This is a genomic window from Candidatus Leptovillus gracilis, from assembly GCA_016716065.1.
Taxonomy (GTDB): Bacteria; Chloroflexota; Anaerolineae; order Promineifilales; family Promineifilaceae; genus Leptovillus; species Leptovillus gracilis.
This window is the reverse complement of sequence record JADJXA010000005.1, coordinates 67,207-84,803: the sequence shown is the minus strand read 5'-3', so window position 1 is coordinate 84,803 and position 17,597 is coordinate 67,207. Positions and strand designations below refer to the sequence as shown.

The window sequence follows — 17,597 nt, the reverse complement described above, 5'->3', positions numbered from 1 at the left end:
CGAAGTTGGGGTAAAGGGGGAGGAAGAGCAGATGGAGAAACGGCCGCTTCCGATAGGGAACGGCCGTGCGTTTACGAGCTAGTCCAGGATGAAAGATGCTAGAGTCTTCTGGAGACCAATAATATCGAAACCCTTTTTGATTTCTTTCACAACTGCGGGGCCTTCACCACCACCAACCCAAATTTTGAATTCCGAATCCCGATCAAAATTACCAGCTGTCTCGACCGAGAAATACCTGATGGACTTGTATGGGATGCTTAGGTATTCGACTTTCTTTCCGGTCATGCCTTGCACATCTACCAGTATGAAGCGTTTGTTTGTGAACATGAAAACATCACGCACTAAAAGAAAAGCCGCTTTTACTTCCTCTCCATCAATGAAGATTTCGTTATATTCTTTCTGGGCTTCCTCTGGTGTAATTTCTGAGGCGTTACCAAAGATACCGCTAAAGTTGCCAACCATATTTAACCTCCTAGCACGAAAATTTAGCACAGAGTACCACGACCGTTTTAGCTTGTCATCTGAGGAATGTCATTATTCAATTGTGACAGTGGTGTCTGCCACCGGCTCCCCCAACCGCTCCCCCTGATACCCCTCCGGATACCACACATCGGCCGCCACCAAATCACCCTCACTCAACAAAGGCACATGGCACACCACCCAGTCGCCACCAGTCCGCATCCTGGCATACGTGTCGTCATGATGCCAGGCCGTGCCGATGACGATGCTGCGGCCGACGCGACTCATGCGGCGGCTGAGGAAGCTCTTGTGAAACCAGTCGTGGACAATCTCGCGCTGGTGGGCTGTGCGCGTATTCTCGTGGTCGAGGATGTCGTCGCCCACCGCCAGGCGCGCCCGGCTCCCGATAACGCCACCCTGAACGCCGACGGCGAAGAAGGAGGGATGAATACGCCCCGGCCGGGGCAGCCCACCATGCGGCGCGATGCTCCACTCCTCCTGCGTCCACTTGAGGCCGTAGGCGCGCTTCAGGTCGGCAAACGTCGCCTGGAACTCCGGCGATTCCACCATCAGCCGCAGCGCCTGGCTGCGCTTGGCGGCCACCTCGCCGGACACGGCCGCCATGATGCGCGGCCACTCCGGGAAAAAGGCGACGTGCGTTCCCAGGTAAGCCAGCAGCCACGTCGTCTTGGCGCTTTCCGGCGGCGCGATGATCAGCAGCTTCTTGATGTCCTCGTTGCACATCAGGTGCAGCCACAGCCAATGATGCGGCGCCGGCCGAATGGGACGGCCGTTGTCATCGGTCATGAGCAGCCGGGCGAAATCGGCGACGACGTCAGGCGTCAGCCGGCCGACTTGCCTGGCCGCCAGCAACCGGGTCCGTATCTGTTCCCGTTCCCGGCGTTCCTGTTCCATCAGCAAAGCCAGGTACTGTTCTAATTCGACGCGATTCATGCTCGCGGATGCGGTCGAGGAGTTCTTCATCATTCAGGTCCGAGAAATCGTAGCCAGCAACGTAGCCGGGCATGGGGAGAGGACGGCCGTCCGGTCCGGCCACCTGGATTTGCTGGACGGGCACGTCGTCGTATTCGGTGCGCAGTTCGGTGAGGATGGTTTTGATTGCGGCCGTCGCGTCGCGGAAAGAGGGCAATTCGGGCTGGACTAAACGGCCGTCGGGTCCGAGTTTCGGCCGGTAATCCAGTTGGCTCCAAACTAGGGTGAGTTGGGCGAGCGCCCCTTCCAGGACGCGCATGCGCTGCTGTTTATTCCGGGCTTTGGCGGCCGCGAGGGCCTTCAATTCCTGTTGGGCGACGTGGGCGTCGAAGGCGGCGGCGCGCTCGGCCCAGGTGGCCGCATCGGGGAGGGGTTCACCAGAGGTAGGATGGCGGCCGCGTGCCCAGGCGGACCAGTTTCCGGGCACTTTTGGTGCCGCCTGTTTGCCGCCTATTTGACGCCTATATTCACGGTAGGCATTGGCAAGCCGGCCAGGCTCTTCGGCCGGCAGATAGTATTCTTTGAACGCCTTGTAACTGGCGTTGGTGTCCCAAGGTTGGCGCTCCCAAAGGGGTGAACGGCCGTCAGTGCTAGTCATGGGTTCATGGTAGCACAGCCGTTCTGATCAATTCAATGTCGGACTAGAAAAGTTCACGAGAGTGATTAGATAAAGTCTACTTAGGGGGAAGACTGTTGATATCGATGGTTTCAAGGAGCAAGTACAAGAGCTGTTGAGATCTGTAAAATTGACTTTTCAAATAATCTATATCTGTGTCTGAGGTACCTTTTACTCTCGATAATTTATTGGTGATATCAAGATAGTCTGGTGCTTGCTGAATCAGCAATTCTTTTGCGGATGCATTTTTTGCAATGTGATCAGCAATTACCACCAAACATTGGGCCTTTGTTACTGGAGTAGACAATGATAATCGACCTATCAGCGTATCCCTAATGGTTAAATCGAGAGCGGAACGCATACTTATAGCCGCCCCTGATAAAGGGTCTGTAGATGGAATTTGTGAGTCTAGTCCTTCCCAAGCTGCTTTATACTTGCCTGCTGCTTCTTCATTAAGCCATCCCAATCGTCTGATTATCTCCTCGTTCCGATCATCACGCTGCCTTAAGTCTTCGTACATGTTTATTAGCCCCTGTGCTTCTTCGATAGTCTCAGGCATTTCGTAACGACTAATGTTGTCGCTAATCATCCCATAAACTGTACTTCCCGCTGTGGAGCTTAACAGTAAATTACCGCGCGCTGCTTCAACAGAGTCGTCTCCGGGTGGAAAATCTCTATCGAACTGTCTGTATAAGATGCCAGGCCAATGATCAGCATCTAAAAATATTCCGTTTTGTGAAGCAAAAGAATAGCTTTTTTCTAAGAAATCAATGTCGCTTTCGTACTTACCCAAGAAAAACAGCTTGTGTTCTTCTTTTTCTCGCTCCTGACTTACTCTCTCCTTAAGATGTCTCAAGATTTGTTCTGGATTGCTTTCTGAATTAGGTTCTAAAGGATGAAAAACTTTCATATATGTAAAACCCCTTGTCGAATCATTAATTTGATTAAGCCTGTGCTACTCGTACCTGCTCTATCAGACTCCTCATCCATATACAGTTTTCTTTATAAAAAATATACTTTGTCGCCGAAGCAATTACTATTCGGTTAATCACATCATTATCCTCTGGCTTTCCAAAAAGTACATTATAGATTGCAAAGTCATCCACCGGAATTGGGGCCCAAGCTCCTACGAGAACAATGTCACTAGCCAGAGGAAAAATAAAGCGACTTTCTTCATCTATTAGTCCAAGATGCTCTGAATAACAAAACGGATTGTCACTTGTAGCAAACCCCAATCCGGGATACGCTCTGAAGGTTGCCCAATTCATTTTGTAAAGTAGATTTTCCAACGTTTTATTGAAGTGGGGGAAAGAGAGTTCTTGGATTAGCTCCTCCTTGACAGTATCCAAAGCATTCAATGCATCAGTCAAGCGTACATACTTTGAATCACCACCTTTCCTAGCGAAAGTATCCTGTGTTCTCTTTTTAGCGTCAGCCACAAGTCTTGGAATGTCATCTTGTACTTTAATGCGATTAGCAGGCACGCGTGTCAACATATATGCCAAGTACTTTGTTAATTTCCTTTTTTCTAACGCGGAAATACGGACTCGCTTATGACTCCTAAGTTTTGCGATAACCGGATTAGCTGGTGTCTCAATTTCCTGATCAAGATATTTCTCGACAGAGTCAACGTCGATATTATCTGGATCATGCATCAAAGAGTAAAAATACTTCTCAACAGCCGCATTAGAAACATTTGTATCAAATGGAGTACTTCCATCTTTGGGATATACCCAAACTCTATCTCGTTTATCAGGTGCAGTAAATCCTGTTAGGTAAAATGCCGGAACATAATGATGACGTTTTCTTTTCATTTCGGCCTCGCTACAATAGAGAGATTTTAGCAGTAGCTAGAGCTTAAGCACGTTACTGTAACCTTTTCCCTCGTTTATTTGCGCGCCAACACTATGCCACCAACTCCGGCCGTTTCCCCGTCGCATCCAGATACCGCTGCAAGGCCACCGCCACGTACTCCGGCGCAAGCTCCATCGCAAACACCCGCCGCCCCAACCGCTCGCCGGCGACAATCTGGCTGCCGCTGCCACTAAACGGCTCATAGCAGACGTCGCCCGCCCGCGTGTGCTGCCGCATGGGGATTTCAAAGACCTGCAGCGGCTTCGGCGTCGGATGGTCCGGCCGCTCGCTGTTGGGGATGCCGGGGATGACCCAGACGGTGGCCGGGTAGTCGTCGGCCGTGCGCGGTGGTTTGTTGCCCCGCAGCCAGCCAAACAGACAGGGTTCATGCTGCCACATGTACCAGGCGCGGGTCAGCACCGGCCGTTCCTTCACCCAGATGATTTGTTGGTGCAGGAATGCGCCATTTTGCAGCCACTTCTCCTCGACCATCTTCTGGCGCTGCGCCGCGTGCCAGCAGTACCAGGCCGCGTGTGGGTCAATCGCCACGTCAATTGCCGTCTTGATAAAGCCGTCATACAGGCCGTCGCCGTTGACCGCCTTGTCCCAATCCTTGTAGGTATCGCTCCAATCCCTGTTCTTGGTCTCGATTTCCCCCTCGCTGGCGTTCCACTTGTGGGGGTGGTTTGTGCCGTCGTAATCCACCAGGTAAGGCGGATCGGTGGCGAAGAGGGTGGCGCGGTTCCCGTCCATCAGCCGGGCCACCTGCTCCGGGTCGGTGCTGTCACCGCAGAGCAGCCGGTGGTCGCCGAGCAGCCAAAGTTGGCCTGGCTCTGTGCCCCATTCGGCGCGTAGCTCCTGGGCGCGTTCCAACTGCGGTTCGGCGTCCACTTCTTTGGCCGGCGGCTCCACGTAGAGCTGGTCCAGCGCCGTCTGCGCCTCGGCCGCCAGGTCATTGAGCGCCGCGATGATGGCCGGGTCATCGGCCAGGCGCGCCGCTTCTTGCAGGAGTTGCAGCTGCTTTTCGGGCACAGGTTGGGCCATCATCGCCAGGGGGTTGATGAGGGCGATGAGCTGCTTCTCTTCGGCCGGGGTCCAGTGGCCGATGAGGGCGGGGATTTCAGCCGCGCCGGCTTGTTGGGCGACCTCGTCGCGGGCGTGGCCGTCAATGAAGAAGGGGCCGCATTCGTCATCGCGCCAGCCCTGCTCTGTGGTGCGCTGGTTGATGATGACCGCGCCGGCCCAGCCGGGGGCGTTACGGCCGTACAAGATGCCGCGCAGTGCGTCTAGCTGATGCTCAGGGTGTTCGACATATTGGTCGGGATTAACGGCGGCCGAGCCGGGGGGAATCCAGGCGAGTTCAAAGGGGCGTTGTTGGGTTTGGGTCATGGGTATCTCCGTAGAATGAATGTTCTATGGAGATAGGGTAGCAAAGCAGTAAAGTTGTTGGCAAGGGGAAGTAACTGGCGTCTCTGGTGTAGGAAACGGCAGTTACATATTATTTGTCTTCTTCAGGCCGGAAATTTACATCCAGTGGGATTTTGGCAACAAGTTGCCAGGATTCACCTTCATGTAATCTATACTCTACATGGAAAAGATAGCGACCCGGTTCGGGAACTGGGACCACAGCAATATTTACGCGAACCCTAGCTTTCGGAGAATCCTCCAAATCAAGTGGATAGGCGAGTAATTCTGCTTCTTTCCCAGACGGTTGAAGGAATAAAATCCGCGCCTCCCCCCTTATACCAATACCGGGATCTGCACGCGCCCAAAAAGATACCAGTTCCATTGGGATTGCTATTTTCCCTTCAGGACTTGGATTAGCAGCTATTTCCACCTGTTCTATGACATTCTGAATGCTAATGTTCTTAGAGTCTATATCGATTACTGACCGCGAACAAAGCACTGTCCACACGTGAAGTATCATACAATCACCTCCATGTTTTGGGTGATTGTTTGTGTTTTGTCATTGACTTTATCATAGCCGCTAAGTTGCTCAGACTTACCAACAAAAAGGTTGTTAAGTGCAGCAATATCATCTCGTGAAGAAATGTTTATTTCCAGTTTGCCACTGAGAGCGTTTACTACTTTCCGCAAAAAGGAAATACGTGGAGCCACTCTCCCACTTTCTAACCGGGCAATACTTGATTGATGAGTACCTACCATCTGAGCTAACTGTTCTTGAGTCAAGCCCATTTGAATTCGCAATCTAGTTACCTGATAACCGGGTTCGAGTTCTTCTGCAACTCTGCGAAACTCTGGATCTTGCAGTTGTTCAGCTTCCCAATCTTCAAAACGCACGTTTGACATCTTTCACCCCTCTCTTTCCTTTACTATTTGATACCGTTTCTCAGCAACTTTTAGGTCTTTCTTAGGCGTTTTGTTCTTTTCCTTTTTGAAGGCATGGAGTACAACAAACTTCCTCCCAGACACTGCTACATAAATCAAACGATGAGGCATTGGTCTCAATTCCCACAAGGGCTTGTGACCCGATAGGGGCTTGGCATGCGGTAGGCCAAGTCCCACTCCAAATTCTTTCAACAACTTTAGATGGTCTCGGATTTTACCTCGCTCTTTTACTGTGAGTGTATTAATGAACTCAAGGACAGGGCTATCACCTGAGGAGTTAGCGAAAAACTCAATTTGCCAGTCCGACGGAGGTTGACTCATGACTAACCTATTGTATTATAACTTTAAAGAGATAAAGCACAAGACAGAACTTATATTCTACTAAATAACCAGACCATAGCCAAACAATTGGGTTTTCCAACGGCCGTTCCCCACCCCACCACCTGTCCCAACGACACCCACATCTCCATGACTACTCGGAGCAATTGATGTATGCTTTGCCCACATGTTTTTCGGGTTGACGGTCAAGAATCAAAAACCTGCCTATTTCCTGTCCACCGGCAGTGACATCAACGAAGTACATATCCGGTCCCACATCCTCAGCTTTTCCGCTCGTCATCGTCACACTGTCCAGGTCGAAATCACAGGCAGCCAATCTTCCCCATGGTGCGTCAGCATCGAACGACAGGTAAAAGTATCTCTTAAAGAGAGTCTGATCGTTTTCTTGCCAGGCTTCAAGCGCTGCCATGACAATATCTTCGGGTGTATCAAAATCGGAGTAAGATTCAGGTGTTTTGGTGTCGTCTGTAGCCACGCTCGACGACGATTCGTTTGTGGGAGCGTTGCTCGGTGTGCAAGCAAAAAGCTGTGAGCCGATAATAATCGTGACCAGGATGGCGACCAGTTTTAATATTCGCATTATTTATTCTCCCATATAATTTAGCAAGTTATCTTGCGTTTCATTGCTTGGTGTTACCATGAGTTTAATCACGCGGCCGCATAACGGCCGTTCCCCACTCCCACCACCTGCCCCAACGACACCAACCATCGCCCCTGTCACCCTTGCAGCGTCTTAATAAACTCCCACTTCCCCGTCTCCGGATGCTGGTAGCGCCAGAACTTCCACCCATTCACGGCCGTTACCCCCTTCACCGCTTTTGCTGCCCCCGATGGCGAACCAAACACCTGCCCGTTCCACTCCACCTGGCCTTCTGGGTTGAGCAGAACGGCCTCGATGCTCAAGTCATTATCGGCCCGCAGCGGAATGGGATAACCAGGAAGAGGCGTGGCGGGTGGAACAACCACGGCCGTTTCCTTCTCAACCACCGGCTCCTGCGTGCCCAACATTTCACCCCACCACTCCTCATCAATAGACCACACCTTGAGCGAAGTCTCGTTGATGCCAATGCGGTGTTCGATGAGCAGCCGGATGAGCTGCTCCCCATTCACCAGGCTGATAGGCGTTGTGCCCGCCAGCGTCGCTTCCTTGATGGCCCCGGCCGAGAAGCCACTGGTGGTGATGATGATGCCGTGTTCGTGGGTTTTGAGAGCGCCCTTAATTTGCTGCACAATGGGCTTCCCAACGTTGTGTTTCCAGCGTTTCACCTGTACGGCCACGTTCAGGCGGGTGATGCCGCTCACCTGAAGAACGCCGCGCACGTCAATACCGCCGTCTTTGCTGTACGGCTCGACGATGACAGAATCCTCCTCGAAGCCGAGGGCATACAGCAGTTCGCCGATGAGCGTCTCTGAAACGGTTGGCCGGCATGGTGTGCAGGCGCTTGCGCAGGTTGTCAACGACATGCTTGTTTAGCTGGTCAACCTGGCTGGTGATTTGTTCAGCGCGAGTTTTGGGGACGAGGGTGAAGAAGCCTTTCCCGGTGCGACGAAAGAGGGAATCATCCTTTTTGGTGTCTACGTATAGGCGCGACCCCATCGTGGCATGGGGCGTTGCGCCTTTGGGGGTGATGAGGCCGGTATCCAGGGCTTGTTGGGCAATGGCGTTGTAGCGCAGCGGTTTCCCGGCTTCTTTAAGAATTTGGTAGGCGGCGTCGAGAAAGTTCATGGCATACTACTCGCTGTTGGTTTGAACACCCTCCACGATGGCGATTTCTTCGGGGGTGAGACCATAGAGTTGGTAAACGATCTGGTCAATGAGGCGGTCAGTGACGGCCAGGCGCTGCGAGAGGGCAGCGACGCCGGCGGCGTGGTCGCGGTAGACTTGCACCAGCTTGCTCAGATTGCTGATGCTGCTCACCAGTTCTTTGACGAAGCCCTTGAAGGCGTCTTCGTTCCAGTTGAGGCTGGCGTCCAGGCTGACAGAACCCCGACTGTTCTCATCCAGGTAAGGGCGGGCGGCGGGAACGGTTTTGTGTAGGGATGCTTGCTGTTTGCCTTTGTGGTGTAGGGTGGTAAAGGTCTTGGTCTCGGTGACGCCTTCTAGATCAAGCCAGAATGCTTCCAGAGCGGTTTGTTTGTTTTTGTTTAGGGTGATCATTTGCTCTGCCAGGAAAGCCAGCAGATCGTGGATGGTGTCGTTGCGGTTGGCAGCGAGTTCGCCGATAGTTAGGGCGAGGATGGCGGGGATTATTTTGTTGGTAGTGGGATTTGAAGGTGGCGAGAACGTCCGTGCGTTCTTCCTCAGATGTGCCAAAGTTGATTTCAGAAATGGGCAACTTCTCAAAATATTGTTTGGTACAAGTAATGTAACCTCCACGAAAGACATTACTTATTGCACGTAAATAGAAGAACAGCAAGCAAGAATTGATTAGAGCAAGTAAATAGAAAGATGAATATATCGACTCAACATTGAAGGATATTCCAAATCCTCCACTTGCCATTAAAACGTAATTTGATTGAGGTTTTGGATAACGAGAAAAAGCTGGTCCATACGCTAATAATGGAATTAGTAGGTCAGCTTTGTCATTCGTGTTTAGGTTTCTCGGAGCACTGTAACTATACCATTTTGAGTATTGTGCTCGTTCAGACAAGACTGCCTTATAACGTGTCAAATAATCCCAAATCAAAGGGTAGGAATTTTGAAGCACTTCTTCTGAGAGTAGTTCGTTTGAAGACAAACTGTATGGATAGATCACTTTTTGATTGTGTGAAGGTTGAAAACGATATTTTTGAAAATCAGTGGCGTAGATTGGTGTCCGTAGTAAATCATTTTCAAGTTTTAGGGTGGTTTGCTCAAATTGAGTTTTCACTTCTGTTTGAACAAATCCCTCCTCAATTACATTTACAACAAAAACTGAGTCATTGCCGGTACTTGATCCACGAGCTATTGCTAAAGCCAGAGATCCAAGTGGTACTGATGCATTCTCAATTTTTTCCATAACAGTTTTGCTTTCGTTTGCGTGGAAGTTCCAAGTTTCTGTTCCTGAATCTCCGTTTTGGAAAATAGCTTTAGTCCAATCGTTAGATTCCGCCAAATGGGAAACCGTTTTGGGATCATGGCTTTGTAAAGACCAGTATTCGATTACTTTTTCTTGTTTTGCTTTTTTTAAGAATAATAAGGTTGTATACGTAGTAGCAGTTTCACCGAAAACTTGAACAGTGTTGAAGTCAATTATCGTTTTTACGTGATGTCCTGCACTCAAGACTTTACGAATACCCAATCCGTAGTCAACCCGAAAAAATTTATTTGGAACAATATAGCCAAATAGGCTTCGATCATTTAAAAGGTTGAGACCTCTTTCAATGAAAAGTACATATAAGTCATAATTTCCTGTCCCTGCCGTGTAAACACTAGAAAAGTAATTAGTTGCTTGCTTAGAGAGAATCTGGATGCGAGCGTAAGGCGGATTCCCAACCACCGCATCAAACCCGGCCGCCTCGCCCAGAGAACGGCCGTATTCATCAAAAAACACCTCCGGGAAAGCCAGCTCCCAATGGAAATAATCATTGTCCGTCACCGCCGGATGGCTGAGAAATTGCGCCGCCTGCTCCGCGCTCATCAGGCTTTCCTGCCCTTGCAGGCGGGCCGCCAGGGCGCGGTACTCCGCGGCGCTCAGGGTGTTGCCAAAGTAGGCGCTCACCCACAGATCGGCCAGCCGCCGCCAGCGCATGATGTGGCTTTCCTGGATGCTGCGCCACGCCTCTTCTTTGGCGTGTACGTCGTCAATGTCCAGGGTGGGCAGGTTTTCAATGACCGCCACGCCTTTCACCGCCAATCCCGCGTCCAGGGTGAAGGCGCTTTCGTTGAAGAGCGGGGTTTGGTCGCCGGCGGCGGTTGGCGCGTGGCGGGCGGCGGGAGCACCCTGCAAATCTTTCAGCCACGCCCCAATCAGGCTGTCGCCATGACGCAGGTGATGGTCCAAAAAGCTGAGGGGCTTGTCGGCCGAGGCCGTCTTCAGCCAGAGCGAGAGCTTCGCCAGTTCCACCGCCATCGGGTTCTTGTCCACGCCGTAGATGCACGCTTCCACCACGCGCCGTTTCCAGTAGAGCAGGTCGCTTTCGCCCCCTCCCCGGCCCTCCCCCGCGGCGGGAGAGGGAGCGGCCTGCACGTAGTCGTCGGTCGCCAGGGCGCGGGCCAGGTAGCTGGTGGCTTCCACCAAAAAATGGCCGGAACCCATCGCCGGGTCCAGCACGTTGAGTCTAATAATTTCGGCCTCAAAGCGGGCGGCGCTCTGGCGGTCGCGTTCGGCGCGGTCCAGGGAGCCGGTCTGGCGCACCTGCGCCTTCACCCGTTCACGCGCCTGCGCCACCAGCGGGCCAAGCGTGTTTTCCACGATGTATTCCACAATATAGTCCGGTGTGTAGTAGGAACCGGTGGCTTTGCGCTCGCCCTTGTCGGTGGTCAGGTACAGGTCGCCGGGCTGGCGGCGGTCGGCAAAGGTTTTGGCCTTGCCTTTTGCGCCAGCGGTACCCAGGTTTCGACCCCCCTTCTGGCTGATGGTGACCATCTCCTCCTCAGCCACCACCACTTTGTACTCCAGCAGCCCTTCGTAGATGGAACCCAACTGGCGCACGTCGAGCGTGCTGTAATCGACGGCCTGGAACTCCGGCAGGCCGCCCGCCTTGAGGATGCGGCGCACGGCCAGGTAATCAATGGCTTTCGCCAGGCGCGGTCGCCCACAAAATGCTGCTCCAGGAAGGGGTGCTGCGCCGGGTCGAACAGGCCGCCATTGTAACGCGGCACGGCCAGGTCGGCGTTCAACTGCGGATCGATGCCGCTGATCAGGCGAAACAGTTCGCCCAGGCGATTCCAATTTTTACGCCCCGTCACCGGTTTTGTTTCCAGGCTGCTGCGCTCTTTGTCAATCGTTCTGGCTAACTGCTGCAAGCTGTAATCATCTTTGTAGGTGGAATTGTGCATGGGCAGCAGGCCCCGGCTCTCGCCGTAAAAGAGGAAAAGCAGGCGATACAGCAAATAGAGGCTGTTCTGGTAGACCAGGTCGCGGTCGGCCGCCTTGTCCTTATCCAATGCCGGGTCGCCGCTAAAGAAGCCGATGATGAGCTGTTCCAGGGAACGGTAGGCGTTGTCGCGCAAATCGGCTTCCAGGGCGACGGCGTAGGCGCGGCTCTGGCTGATGGCCTCGTCCAGAAAAAGCTGGCCCTGCGCGTTCCGGCAGAACGAAGCCTGGTTGAAGAACAGCCAGAAGTAAGCGGCAGCGGCGATGGCTTTTTTGTCGTCGGGCGCTTCCAGGGCGGCCAGCAGGTCAATTTCGAAGTAAGTTTCCAGAGTGCGGGAACTGCCGCGATGGACCAGACGCCAGGAACGGCCGTTGCTGAGAATGCCCCAATCCAGACCGGTGAGGGTGAGGTAGGTGTCTATCTGGAACATGGGGTTCTGGTCATCAAAGGTGGGCTGCTTGCCGGTCTTTTTGCTGAGATTAACGCCCCACTGCTTCACTTCGCCCACGGCAATGGCGGCCTGAGCATAGTCGGCGGTGTTTTGCTGGGAAACGGCCGTTTTGCGAGCCTCATCATCCAAAAAGAAGGCGTAATCCGGTTTTTTGGTGCTGCCTTTGATGCCGGGGATAGCCGCCTGCACTTCCCACACGTGGCCCAGGCGGGGAAATATGGGTTGGAACCAGTTGGCTTCCAACTGCGCTTCTTTGTAATCGGGAAGCTGCGCTTTTTCCTGCGTGTACAAGTCGCGCAGCCATGCCAGGAATTGAGCGCCCTGGGCAACGGTCGGCTTCCACACCGCATCGTTCCGCTGCAAGATTTCGTCCAGGTAGTGGTCGGAAAAGAGGGACTGATTATCGTAGGATTTGAAAATCAACGGCAGTTGGTCGGCGCTTTCTGGCATAAATGCCGCTCCTAGAACAAAAAAAGCCACCCGAAAAGATTACCTGAAGTGTGTGGGTTCGGTAACGGCCGTTCGGGTGGCTTAATACGATTTAATTTTATAAGAAATAAGTGCTTAGGCGACTAACCCGGCAACCTGCCGCATCCCTCTCAGCTAAACTCACACGCCCTTAAAGATAACATAAATAATTTTGGCTGCCTACCAGAACTAACGTGCTGATTGTTGGCGCGCCAACAACGCAAAACGGCCGTTCCCCCACCAGGGAACGGCCGTTTTTGCTATCCACTACCAGCAGCCATCAACGGCCGTTCATTCCTCCGCCAACCCGTGGCGGCTGGCGTATGTCTGCATCCACCGCGCCAGCCACTCGGCAGCTTCCTTCTTCTCAAAGCCGAACGTCTCTTCCAGATACGGCCGTGCGCCAAACATGTTGGTCACGCCGCTGTCGCGCAGCGTGTCCAGGAAGTTGAACACGTCCGCCTCGTCCGGCTCGCCGTCGTATAGCTCCACCAGGTCTTCTGCCATTAGATACGGACGGTCAGCGAACATGCCGGGCTGGAAGTAATCCCATCCCGGTTCCGTCCACGCCGGCCGTACCGGCGCATATGCCTCTGGGTCTTTCTGCTCCTGGAAGCGGCGCATCGTGGACCACATCTGCATGTAGGCGGCGTCGCGCAGCGGGTCGCCATGCACCTGCTGCTTGAAATTGTCGTAGTCAATCTCCACCGTCAGCGCCGCGCCCAACCGCTCCCAATCCTGGCGCGGCATGAACAGCCGGCAGCAGTAATCCGAACCGTCCGTCGTCACAATCTCCGGCATGCGGATGCCGCGCCCCTGGCCGAAGCCACGCAGCGTTTCCAGGTCATCGCAGCAGCGGCCGCGCACCAACATCACGTCCGGGTCATCCCGATGGGCGACCACACTATAAAAACCATACTTCGTTACGAGCCACATACAATCAATACCTCCGCGTCGTTGTGGGCCTGCAGGGCCGCTTCCAACCCATCCAATCGCCGTGCGGTGCGCCGGCAAGCCTTACGCCAAACTCTCTCAATGCGCTCGATGCGCGGGTCATCGTTGGGCAACTCTTCCAGGTCGCCTTCGGTTGTCAGCGCCTGGTTTGCAAGGCTGAACAGCTTCTGGATATGTTCGGGCACGTCCACGGCCGTGCCACTAATCAGGTCATTCAACTCAATCACGCCGCTTCCTCCACCGGCCGCAGGAAGCCGACGACTTCCTTCAACCGCTCCTCGACGTGGGCCAGGTCGCCCACGTAGCCCCAGTCATTCGGATCGGCCTGCTGCTTCAGGCGATGGGCCTCTACCGATAGCACCATATTCGCTATCAGGTGGCGCACGGCCGTGTGCTTTTCCTGGTACACCTCATCCGCCGCGCTCATCGTCCACCTCCACCGGCGCTTCGATGACCATCAAGTAGGATGCGCCCAGGATGTGCTGCGCCTCGCCGTCGCTCAGGCGCAGCGCCTGGCATACATCAAAGAGCAGGCAGGCGTCGGCCGCCAACACCCCCTCCTCGCCCGCTTCCAGCTGCACGCGCAGCTGCCGCAGTTCGGCGATGTCCACCGCCCGCTGCGCCACCTTGCCGCCGGCGTAGGCGTCCGCCAATTCATGGTCTTGCATTTCATGCTGCCCGGCCATCGCCAGCAGCCAGCCCGCCAAAAACAGCAGCGCCGCCACCGCCAGAATTCCCACAAATGCAATCGTTAGTGTCATCGTTCCCTCTTGAAAAATTGGGTGTTGGCGCGCCGTTTGTTGGCGCGCCAACACTTGAATTACTCGCCAAAACTGCGCAGCCCGGCCGTCGCCCACTCGGCGATAAACTCCAGCGCCGCCGCCACCGAGTCACCCGCGTTCCGGGTCTCCAGCCATTGGTGATAGATAGGGTCGTCGCGCCGCTGCGCCGCGTTGCGGATGCTGGTCAGGCGCCCCTTCACCGTCTGGTCGCTGGCCTCGCCGGGCACGCCCTTCTCGGTCAGTGCCGCCAGCGCTGCCATCGCCGTCGCTTTGGGCAGCGTTTCTGCCTGACCCGCCCAGGCGTTCGTCTGCGTGGAAAAGGTCGCGTGCGCCGGCCGGTCAGGCGCGGCGAAGTTGGTCCCCTTCCACCAGAAACCCCGCAGTCGCATCTGCTCGATGCAGGTAGACATTGCCCGCCAGTCAGAGGTGAAGCGTGGCACACCCATGCGGTTGGGACCATCGCTGCTCAGGAAGCCGCCCACGTTCCAGGAGGGCATCAGCTTGTGGCTGCCTGGCCCATCCAACGGCTCGGCCTGGTCGGGAAAGTTGTAACGCACCCACTCCGGACTGTCGGGCGGCCACAGGCCCACCCAGTCCCACTGGGGGTCGCGGAACCACTGCCAGCCCAACAGCCGTTCGGCCAGGGCCGCGTCAAATACAAATCGGTCGTCGTGCTGCTCGCTCATGCCGCCTCCCGTTCTAACGCCAGGTGGTAAACCGACAGGGCCGCTTCCTTCGCCTGCTTGTGGGCGCTCAACGTCGGTTGGCCGCTGGCCTCCAGGCTGCCCCGTAGGAGGGTGTACTTCTTCAGCCCGGCCAGGTATGCGCCGGCCCGTTCCGGTTCCCACTCGCCAAACAACCCGCCGCGCGCCGTTTCCACCCGGTCAATCGAATCGGCGAAAAAGGGCAGCCCGCGGCTGACGCATACGTCAAAGTCCAGTGAATCGGTGGCTGTGGCCGCCCGCTGCAGCCATTGGTCAGGGGTAATTGTCAGGTCCATCATTCCTCCTCAAACTCGCCCTCGACGACCTCATCTTCGCTGCCGAAGAAGGCCGCCTGCGCCGCGTACCAGGCGGCTGCCTGTTCCGCCGCCTCCTTCGCTTTCCCGCCGTCGGCCACTGTGTCCGCGTACCGCTTGAACGCATCGAAGGCCAGCTTCAGGTTCACCGGCGGCCACTCACCGATGATGATCGGGTAGCCGCGCTTGACGTGGTTGGCGTCTTTGAACGCACCGCTAATCTCCAGCAATTGGTACGTAGCCGCGCACCAGGCGTCCAGCGTCTGCGCGGTTTCCATCTGGGCCGGCCAATCGTATGGCTCAACCGGAGTCTTCAGTGCGCTCACCTCTTCGGCCTCGGCCACAATCTCTGTCACCACGTCCATCCAGGACGGTCCAGGCGCTGCTTTGGCAGGCGGCCGGGCCGGTGGCGCTTCATCGCCAAATAGCCACCCGTTCACGTCGTCGGCGCTTCCGGCCGTTAGTTGTTTGGCCGGGGCCGCCGCCTGGAGCAACGGCCGTTGGGCCACCGCCGCCAGCGTCAGTTGGGTGCGCTGGTCCAATGCCGCCTGCATCGCCGCGCTAAATTGCGGGTTGAGCTGCCAGTGCAGCAGCCAGCGTGTGGAATTCAGCCGGTTGCCTGGGTCTTTGTTCTGCCAATCGGGAGTCGTCACCTTATCTTCGCTGCGGTAGAGGCGCAGGGGGAAGTTGCGCAGTGGCAGCCAGCGGCGCGCCTGTTCCCGGTCGTTGGGGTCCATCGGGTTCGCCAGCAGGCTCACCAGTTCGTTGACGATGCCGAAGTATTCATCAATCAGGTTGGGGATGTCGTTGCTGGCGTGGGTGAGCAGCGTCACCACCCCATGCCCGGCCACGCCCCGCTCGGCCAGCGCCCGGTTAAAGTCGGGCAGGATCAGGTCCACGCTCATCTCCTGCTGCCAGGGGTAGAGCTTGTCGCGGTAGACAAAGCAGGGCGCGCCTTTGGCATCGGGCCGGGTGTGGTCGGCGTGCAGCTTTTCGCCATCGTACCAATACTCGATTTTGCCAGTCTTCTCGTTGCGGGCGCGCTTGATGTTCACCCCATCGCTGACGGCCATCAGCACGCTGCCCTTTTCGCTGTGGCGACGGGCGTAGAGCCAGGCGCAGTATTCAATGTCGAAGTTGGCGGCAATGTCGGCGGCGATGCGCACGTCGTTGATGGCGCGCGGTCGGCTCCCGTATACCTCGGCGAAGACGGCCGCCATCTCGTCGCCCAGGGCGCCTCCTTCGGCGGGCTTGAAAACGAGGTAATCCTCATCGTACAGTTTGATGTTGCGGCCGAAGCCCTCGCGCCGCCCCTTTTGCAGATAGCCGATGCGCACCGGCTTGCCGCGTGCATCCCGTTCCATTTTTGTTTTGTTGGTTAATCCCTGAATAGGCATTGTGTTACTCCTGGGAGTTGCCTCCCTGACGGCCGTTCTGCCATCAGAACGGCCGTTCTAAAACATTCTACTAAAGTGCGAGTTTTGCCGTCCACGTCCACTGACATGGCTCCGGGCTAAAGGTCACATTACCGGTCGCATACTGCTCGACGTCGTCGTTGGCTTCGACGATGCCCTGGGCGCGCTCCGGGCTGATGCGCTGCGCAATGACAACGCCTCGGCCGTTTTCGCGCCGGTTGTAGAAGTAGAAGGCCTCGTGGCGCACGATGTCTATCTCCACGGCCGTCGCCGTCACTGGTTGAGCCAGGGTGCTATCCACAGTGTCACCTCCTCGGTGTTTACAATCTCGGCCGCTCCACCGGCATCCAGCCAGATGGTGCGGTTGCCGTGCAGCATCCCGCCATAACGCAGGTGGCCGCGCTCTTGCTTCGCCAGGTAAGCGGCGGCTGCCGAAATGTGGCAGTGCGTCCGGTCGCGCCGCAGTTCGGTGGCGGCAATGGCCTCGGCCGTCTGGTCAGCCAGGTCGTTGATGTGGAACGGCTCAGGCTCCGGCAGTTCCATCATTTCTACGGGGATAATGTTTCCGTACAGCATGGTTACTCCTCCTCGTCCTCGGTGTCCGCGCCAAACTCGTCGTCGTAGGCGTAGATTTCCATCGCTGCCAGGCGTGCCTGCAAATCTTTGTTTTGCTCTTCCAGCGCAGCAACCCGCGCTTCCAAACATGTGTTGGCCTCAGCGACCGCTCGCTTGATGATGTCAGCAACTGCCTCGGCCGCCTCCGCCTGGGTATCGCTGTCACCGAAACGGCCAACAGCGTGCGAAAAATAATGTCCAAGAATCTGTTCTGCGTAATTTCTCATCGTGTAACCTTTTGGATTACCGGCCGGGGGCGGGTTAT

Annotated in this window: 24 protein-coding genes; all 24 read right to left on the bottom strand. The window is 55.4% G+C overall.

All coding sequences use genetic code 11. The annotated features are described in order from the left end of the window. Positions 1–78 precede the first annotated feature (78 nt). The 24 genes from IPM39_15000 to IPM39_14885 all read right to left on the bottom strand — a co-directional run bounded on the left by IPM39_15000 (position 79) and on the right by IPM39_14885 (position 17,559). Positions 79–462, bottom strand: coding sequence for a PH domain-containing protein (locus IPM39_15000; GenBank protein ID MBK8987360.1), 384 nt, complete (start codon positions 460–462; stop codon positions 79–81). Positions 463–534: 72 nt separating this feature from the next. Next, a complete protein-coding gene (locus tag IPM39_14995) occupies positions 535–1,413 on the bottom strand; it encodes a hypothetical protein (protein ID MBK8987359.1) in 879 nt (292 codons plus the stop codon). Beyond that, positions 1,295–2,050, bottom strand: a complete 756-nt coding sequence (locus IPM39_14990) for a hypothetical protein (GenBank protein MBK8987358.1) — start codon at positions 2,048–2,050, stop codon at positions 1,295–1,297. The genes IPM39_14995 and IPM39_14990 overlap by 119 nt, the downstream gene beginning before the upstream one ends. A gap of 76 nt (positions 2,051–2,126) precedes the next feature. Then, positions 2,127–2,978 carry a hypothetical protein gene (locus tag IPM39_14985; GenBank protein ID MBK8987357.1) on the bottom strand — a complete coding sequence of 284 codons (852 nt, stop codon included), beginning with the start codon at positions 2,976–2,978 and terminating at the stop codon, positions 2,127–2,129. Positions 2,979–3,012: 34 nt separating this feature from the next. Next, positions 3,013–3,882, bottom strand: coding sequence for a DUF4238 domain-containing protein (locus IPM39_14980; protein MBK8987356.1), 870 nt, complete (start codon positions 3,880–3,882; stop codon positions 3,013–3,015). A gap of 91 nt (positions 3,883–3,973) precedes the next feature. Further along, complete coding sequence (locus IPM39_14975; GenBank protein ID MBK8987355.1) at positions 3,974–4,969, bottom strand: site-specific DNA-methyltransferase; 996 nt, start codon at positions 4,967–4,969, stop codon at positions 3,974–3,976. A 451-nt stretch (positions 4,970–5,420) separates the two neighbouring features. Continuing rightward, positions 5,421–5,849 (bottom strand): hypothetical protein, encoded by a 429-nt coding sequence (locus IPM39_14970; GenBank protein MBK8987354.1) that lies wholly within the window; start codon positions 5,847–5,849, stop codon positions 5,421–5,423. Beyond that, positions 5,846–6,232 carry a helix-turn-helix transcriptional regulator gene (locus tag IPM39_14965; protein ID MBK8987353.1) on the bottom strand — a complete coding sequence of 129 codons (387 nt, stop codon included), beginning with the start codon at positions 6,230–6,232 and terminating at the stop codon, positions 5,846–5,848. The genes IPM39_14970 and IPM39_14965 overlap by 4 nt, the downstream gene beginning before the upstream one ends. Before the next feature lie 3 nt (positions 6,233–6,235). Further along, positions 6,236–6,592, bottom strand: coding sequence for a type II toxin-antitoxin system RelE/ParE family toxin (locus IPM39_14960; protein ID MBK8987352.1), 357 nt, complete (start codon positions 6,590–6,592; stop codon positions 6,236–6,238). Between the two features lie 151 nt (positions 6,593–6,743). Next, on the bottom strand, positions 6,744–7,190 hold the full coding sequence (locus tag IPM39_14955; protein MBK8987351.1) for a hypothetical protein: 447 nt from the start codon (positions 7,188–7,190) through the stop codon (positions 6,744–6,746). Positions 7,191–7,327: 137 nt separating this feature from the next. Further along, complete coding sequence (locus IPM39_14950) at positions 7,328–7,930, bottom strand: restriction endonuclease (GenBank protein ID MBK8987350.1); 603 nt, start codon at positions 7,928–7,930, stop codon at positions 7,328–7,330. A 1-nt stretch (position 7,931) separates the two neighbouring features. Beyond that, positions 7,932–8,336, bottom strand: a complete 405-nt coding sequence (locus tag IPM39_14945) for a winged helix-turn-helix domain-containing protein (protein ID MBK8987349.1) — start codon at positions 8,334–8,336, stop codon at positions 7,932–7,934. 6 nt (positions 8,337–8,342) lie between these two features. After that, positions 8,343–8,768 carry a hypothetical protein gene (locus tag IPM39_14940; protein ID MBK8987348.1) on the bottom strand — a complete coding sequence of 142 codons (426 nt, stop codon included), beginning with the start codon at positions 8,766–8,768 and terminating at the stop codon, positions 8,343–8,345. Then, positions 8,716–11,310 carry an N-6 DNA methylase gene (locus IPM39_14935; GenBank protein ID MBK8987347.1) on the bottom strand — a complete coding sequence of 865 codons (2,595 nt, stop codon included), beginning with the start codon at positions 11,308–11,310 and terminating at the stop codon, positions 8,716–8,718. The genes IPM39_14940 and IPM39_14935 overlap by 53 nt, the downstream gene beginning before the upstream one ends. A gap of 1,529 nt (positions 11,311–12,839) precedes the next feature. Then, a complete protein-coding gene (locus IPM39_14930; protein MBK8987346.1) occupies positions 12,840–13,484 on the bottom strand; it encodes a hypothetical protein in 645 nt (214 codons plus the stop codon). After that, a complete protein-coding gene (locus IPM39_14925; GenBank protein MBK8987345.1) occupies positions 13,472–13,729 on the bottom strand; it encodes a hypothetical protein in 258 nt (85 codons plus the stop codon). The genes IPM39_14930 and IPM39_14925 overlap by 13 nt, the downstream gene beginning before the upstream one ends. Beyond that, positions 13,726–13,929 (bottom strand): hypothetical protein, encoded by a 204-nt coding sequence (locus tag IPM39_14920; GenBank protein ID MBK8987344.1) that lies wholly within the window; start codon positions 13,927–13,929, stop codon positions 13,726–13,728. The genes IPM39_14925 and IPM39_14920 overlap by 4 nt, the downstream gene beginning before the upstream one ends. Continuing rightward, on the bottom strand, positions 13,913–14,263 hold the full coding sequence (locus IPM39_14915; protein MBK8987343.1) for a hypothetical protein: 351 nt from the start codon (positions 14,261–14,263) through the stop codon (positions 13,913–13,915). The genes IPM39_14920 and IPM39_14915 overlap by 17 nt, the downstream gene beginning before the upstream one ends. 59 nt (positions 14,264–14,322) lie before the next feature. After that, complete coding sequence (locus IPM39_14910) at positions 14,323–14,970, bottom strand: hypothetical protein (protein MBK8987342.1); 648 nt, start codon at positions 14,968–14,970, stop codon at positions 14,323–14,325. Then, positions 14,967–15,287 (bottom strand): hypothetical protein, encoded by a 321-nt coding sequence (locus IPM39_14905; protein ID MBK8987341.1) that lies wholly within the window; start codon positions 15,285–15,287, stop codon positions 14,967–14,969. Before IPM39_14905 ends, IPM39_14910 begins: the two co-directional genes overlap by 4 nt. Then, a complete protein-coding gene (locus IPM39_14900) occupies positions 15,284–16,699 on the bottom strand; it encodes a hypothetical protein (GenBank protein ID MBK8987340.1) in 1,416 nt (471 codons plus the stop codon). Before IPM39_14900 ends, IPM39_14905 begins: the two co-directional genes overlap by 4 nt. Positions 16,700–16,769: 70 nt before the next feature. Continuing rightward, a complete protein-coding gene (locus tag IPM39_14895; protein ID MBK8987339.1) occupies positions 16,770–17,018 on the bottom strand; it encodes a hypothetical protein in 249 nt (82 codons plus the stop codon). Next, on the bottom strand, positions 16,991–17,293 hold the full coding sequence (locus IPM39_14890) for a hypothetical protein (GenBank protein ID MBK8987338.1): 303 nt from the start codon (positions 17,291–17,293) through the stop codon (positions 16,991–16,993). Before IPM39_14890 ends, IPM39_14895 begins: the two co-directional genes overlap by 28 nt. A 2-nt stretch (positions 17,294–17,295) precedes the next feature. Further along, the gene (locus IPM39_14885; GenBank protein MBK8987337.1) at positions 17,296–17,559 is read right to left on the bottom strand and encodes a hypothetical protein; all 264 of its coding nucleotides are present in this window, start codon (positions 17,557–17,559) and stop codon (positions 17,296–17,298) included. Positions 17,560–17,597: the final 38 nt, after the last annotated feature.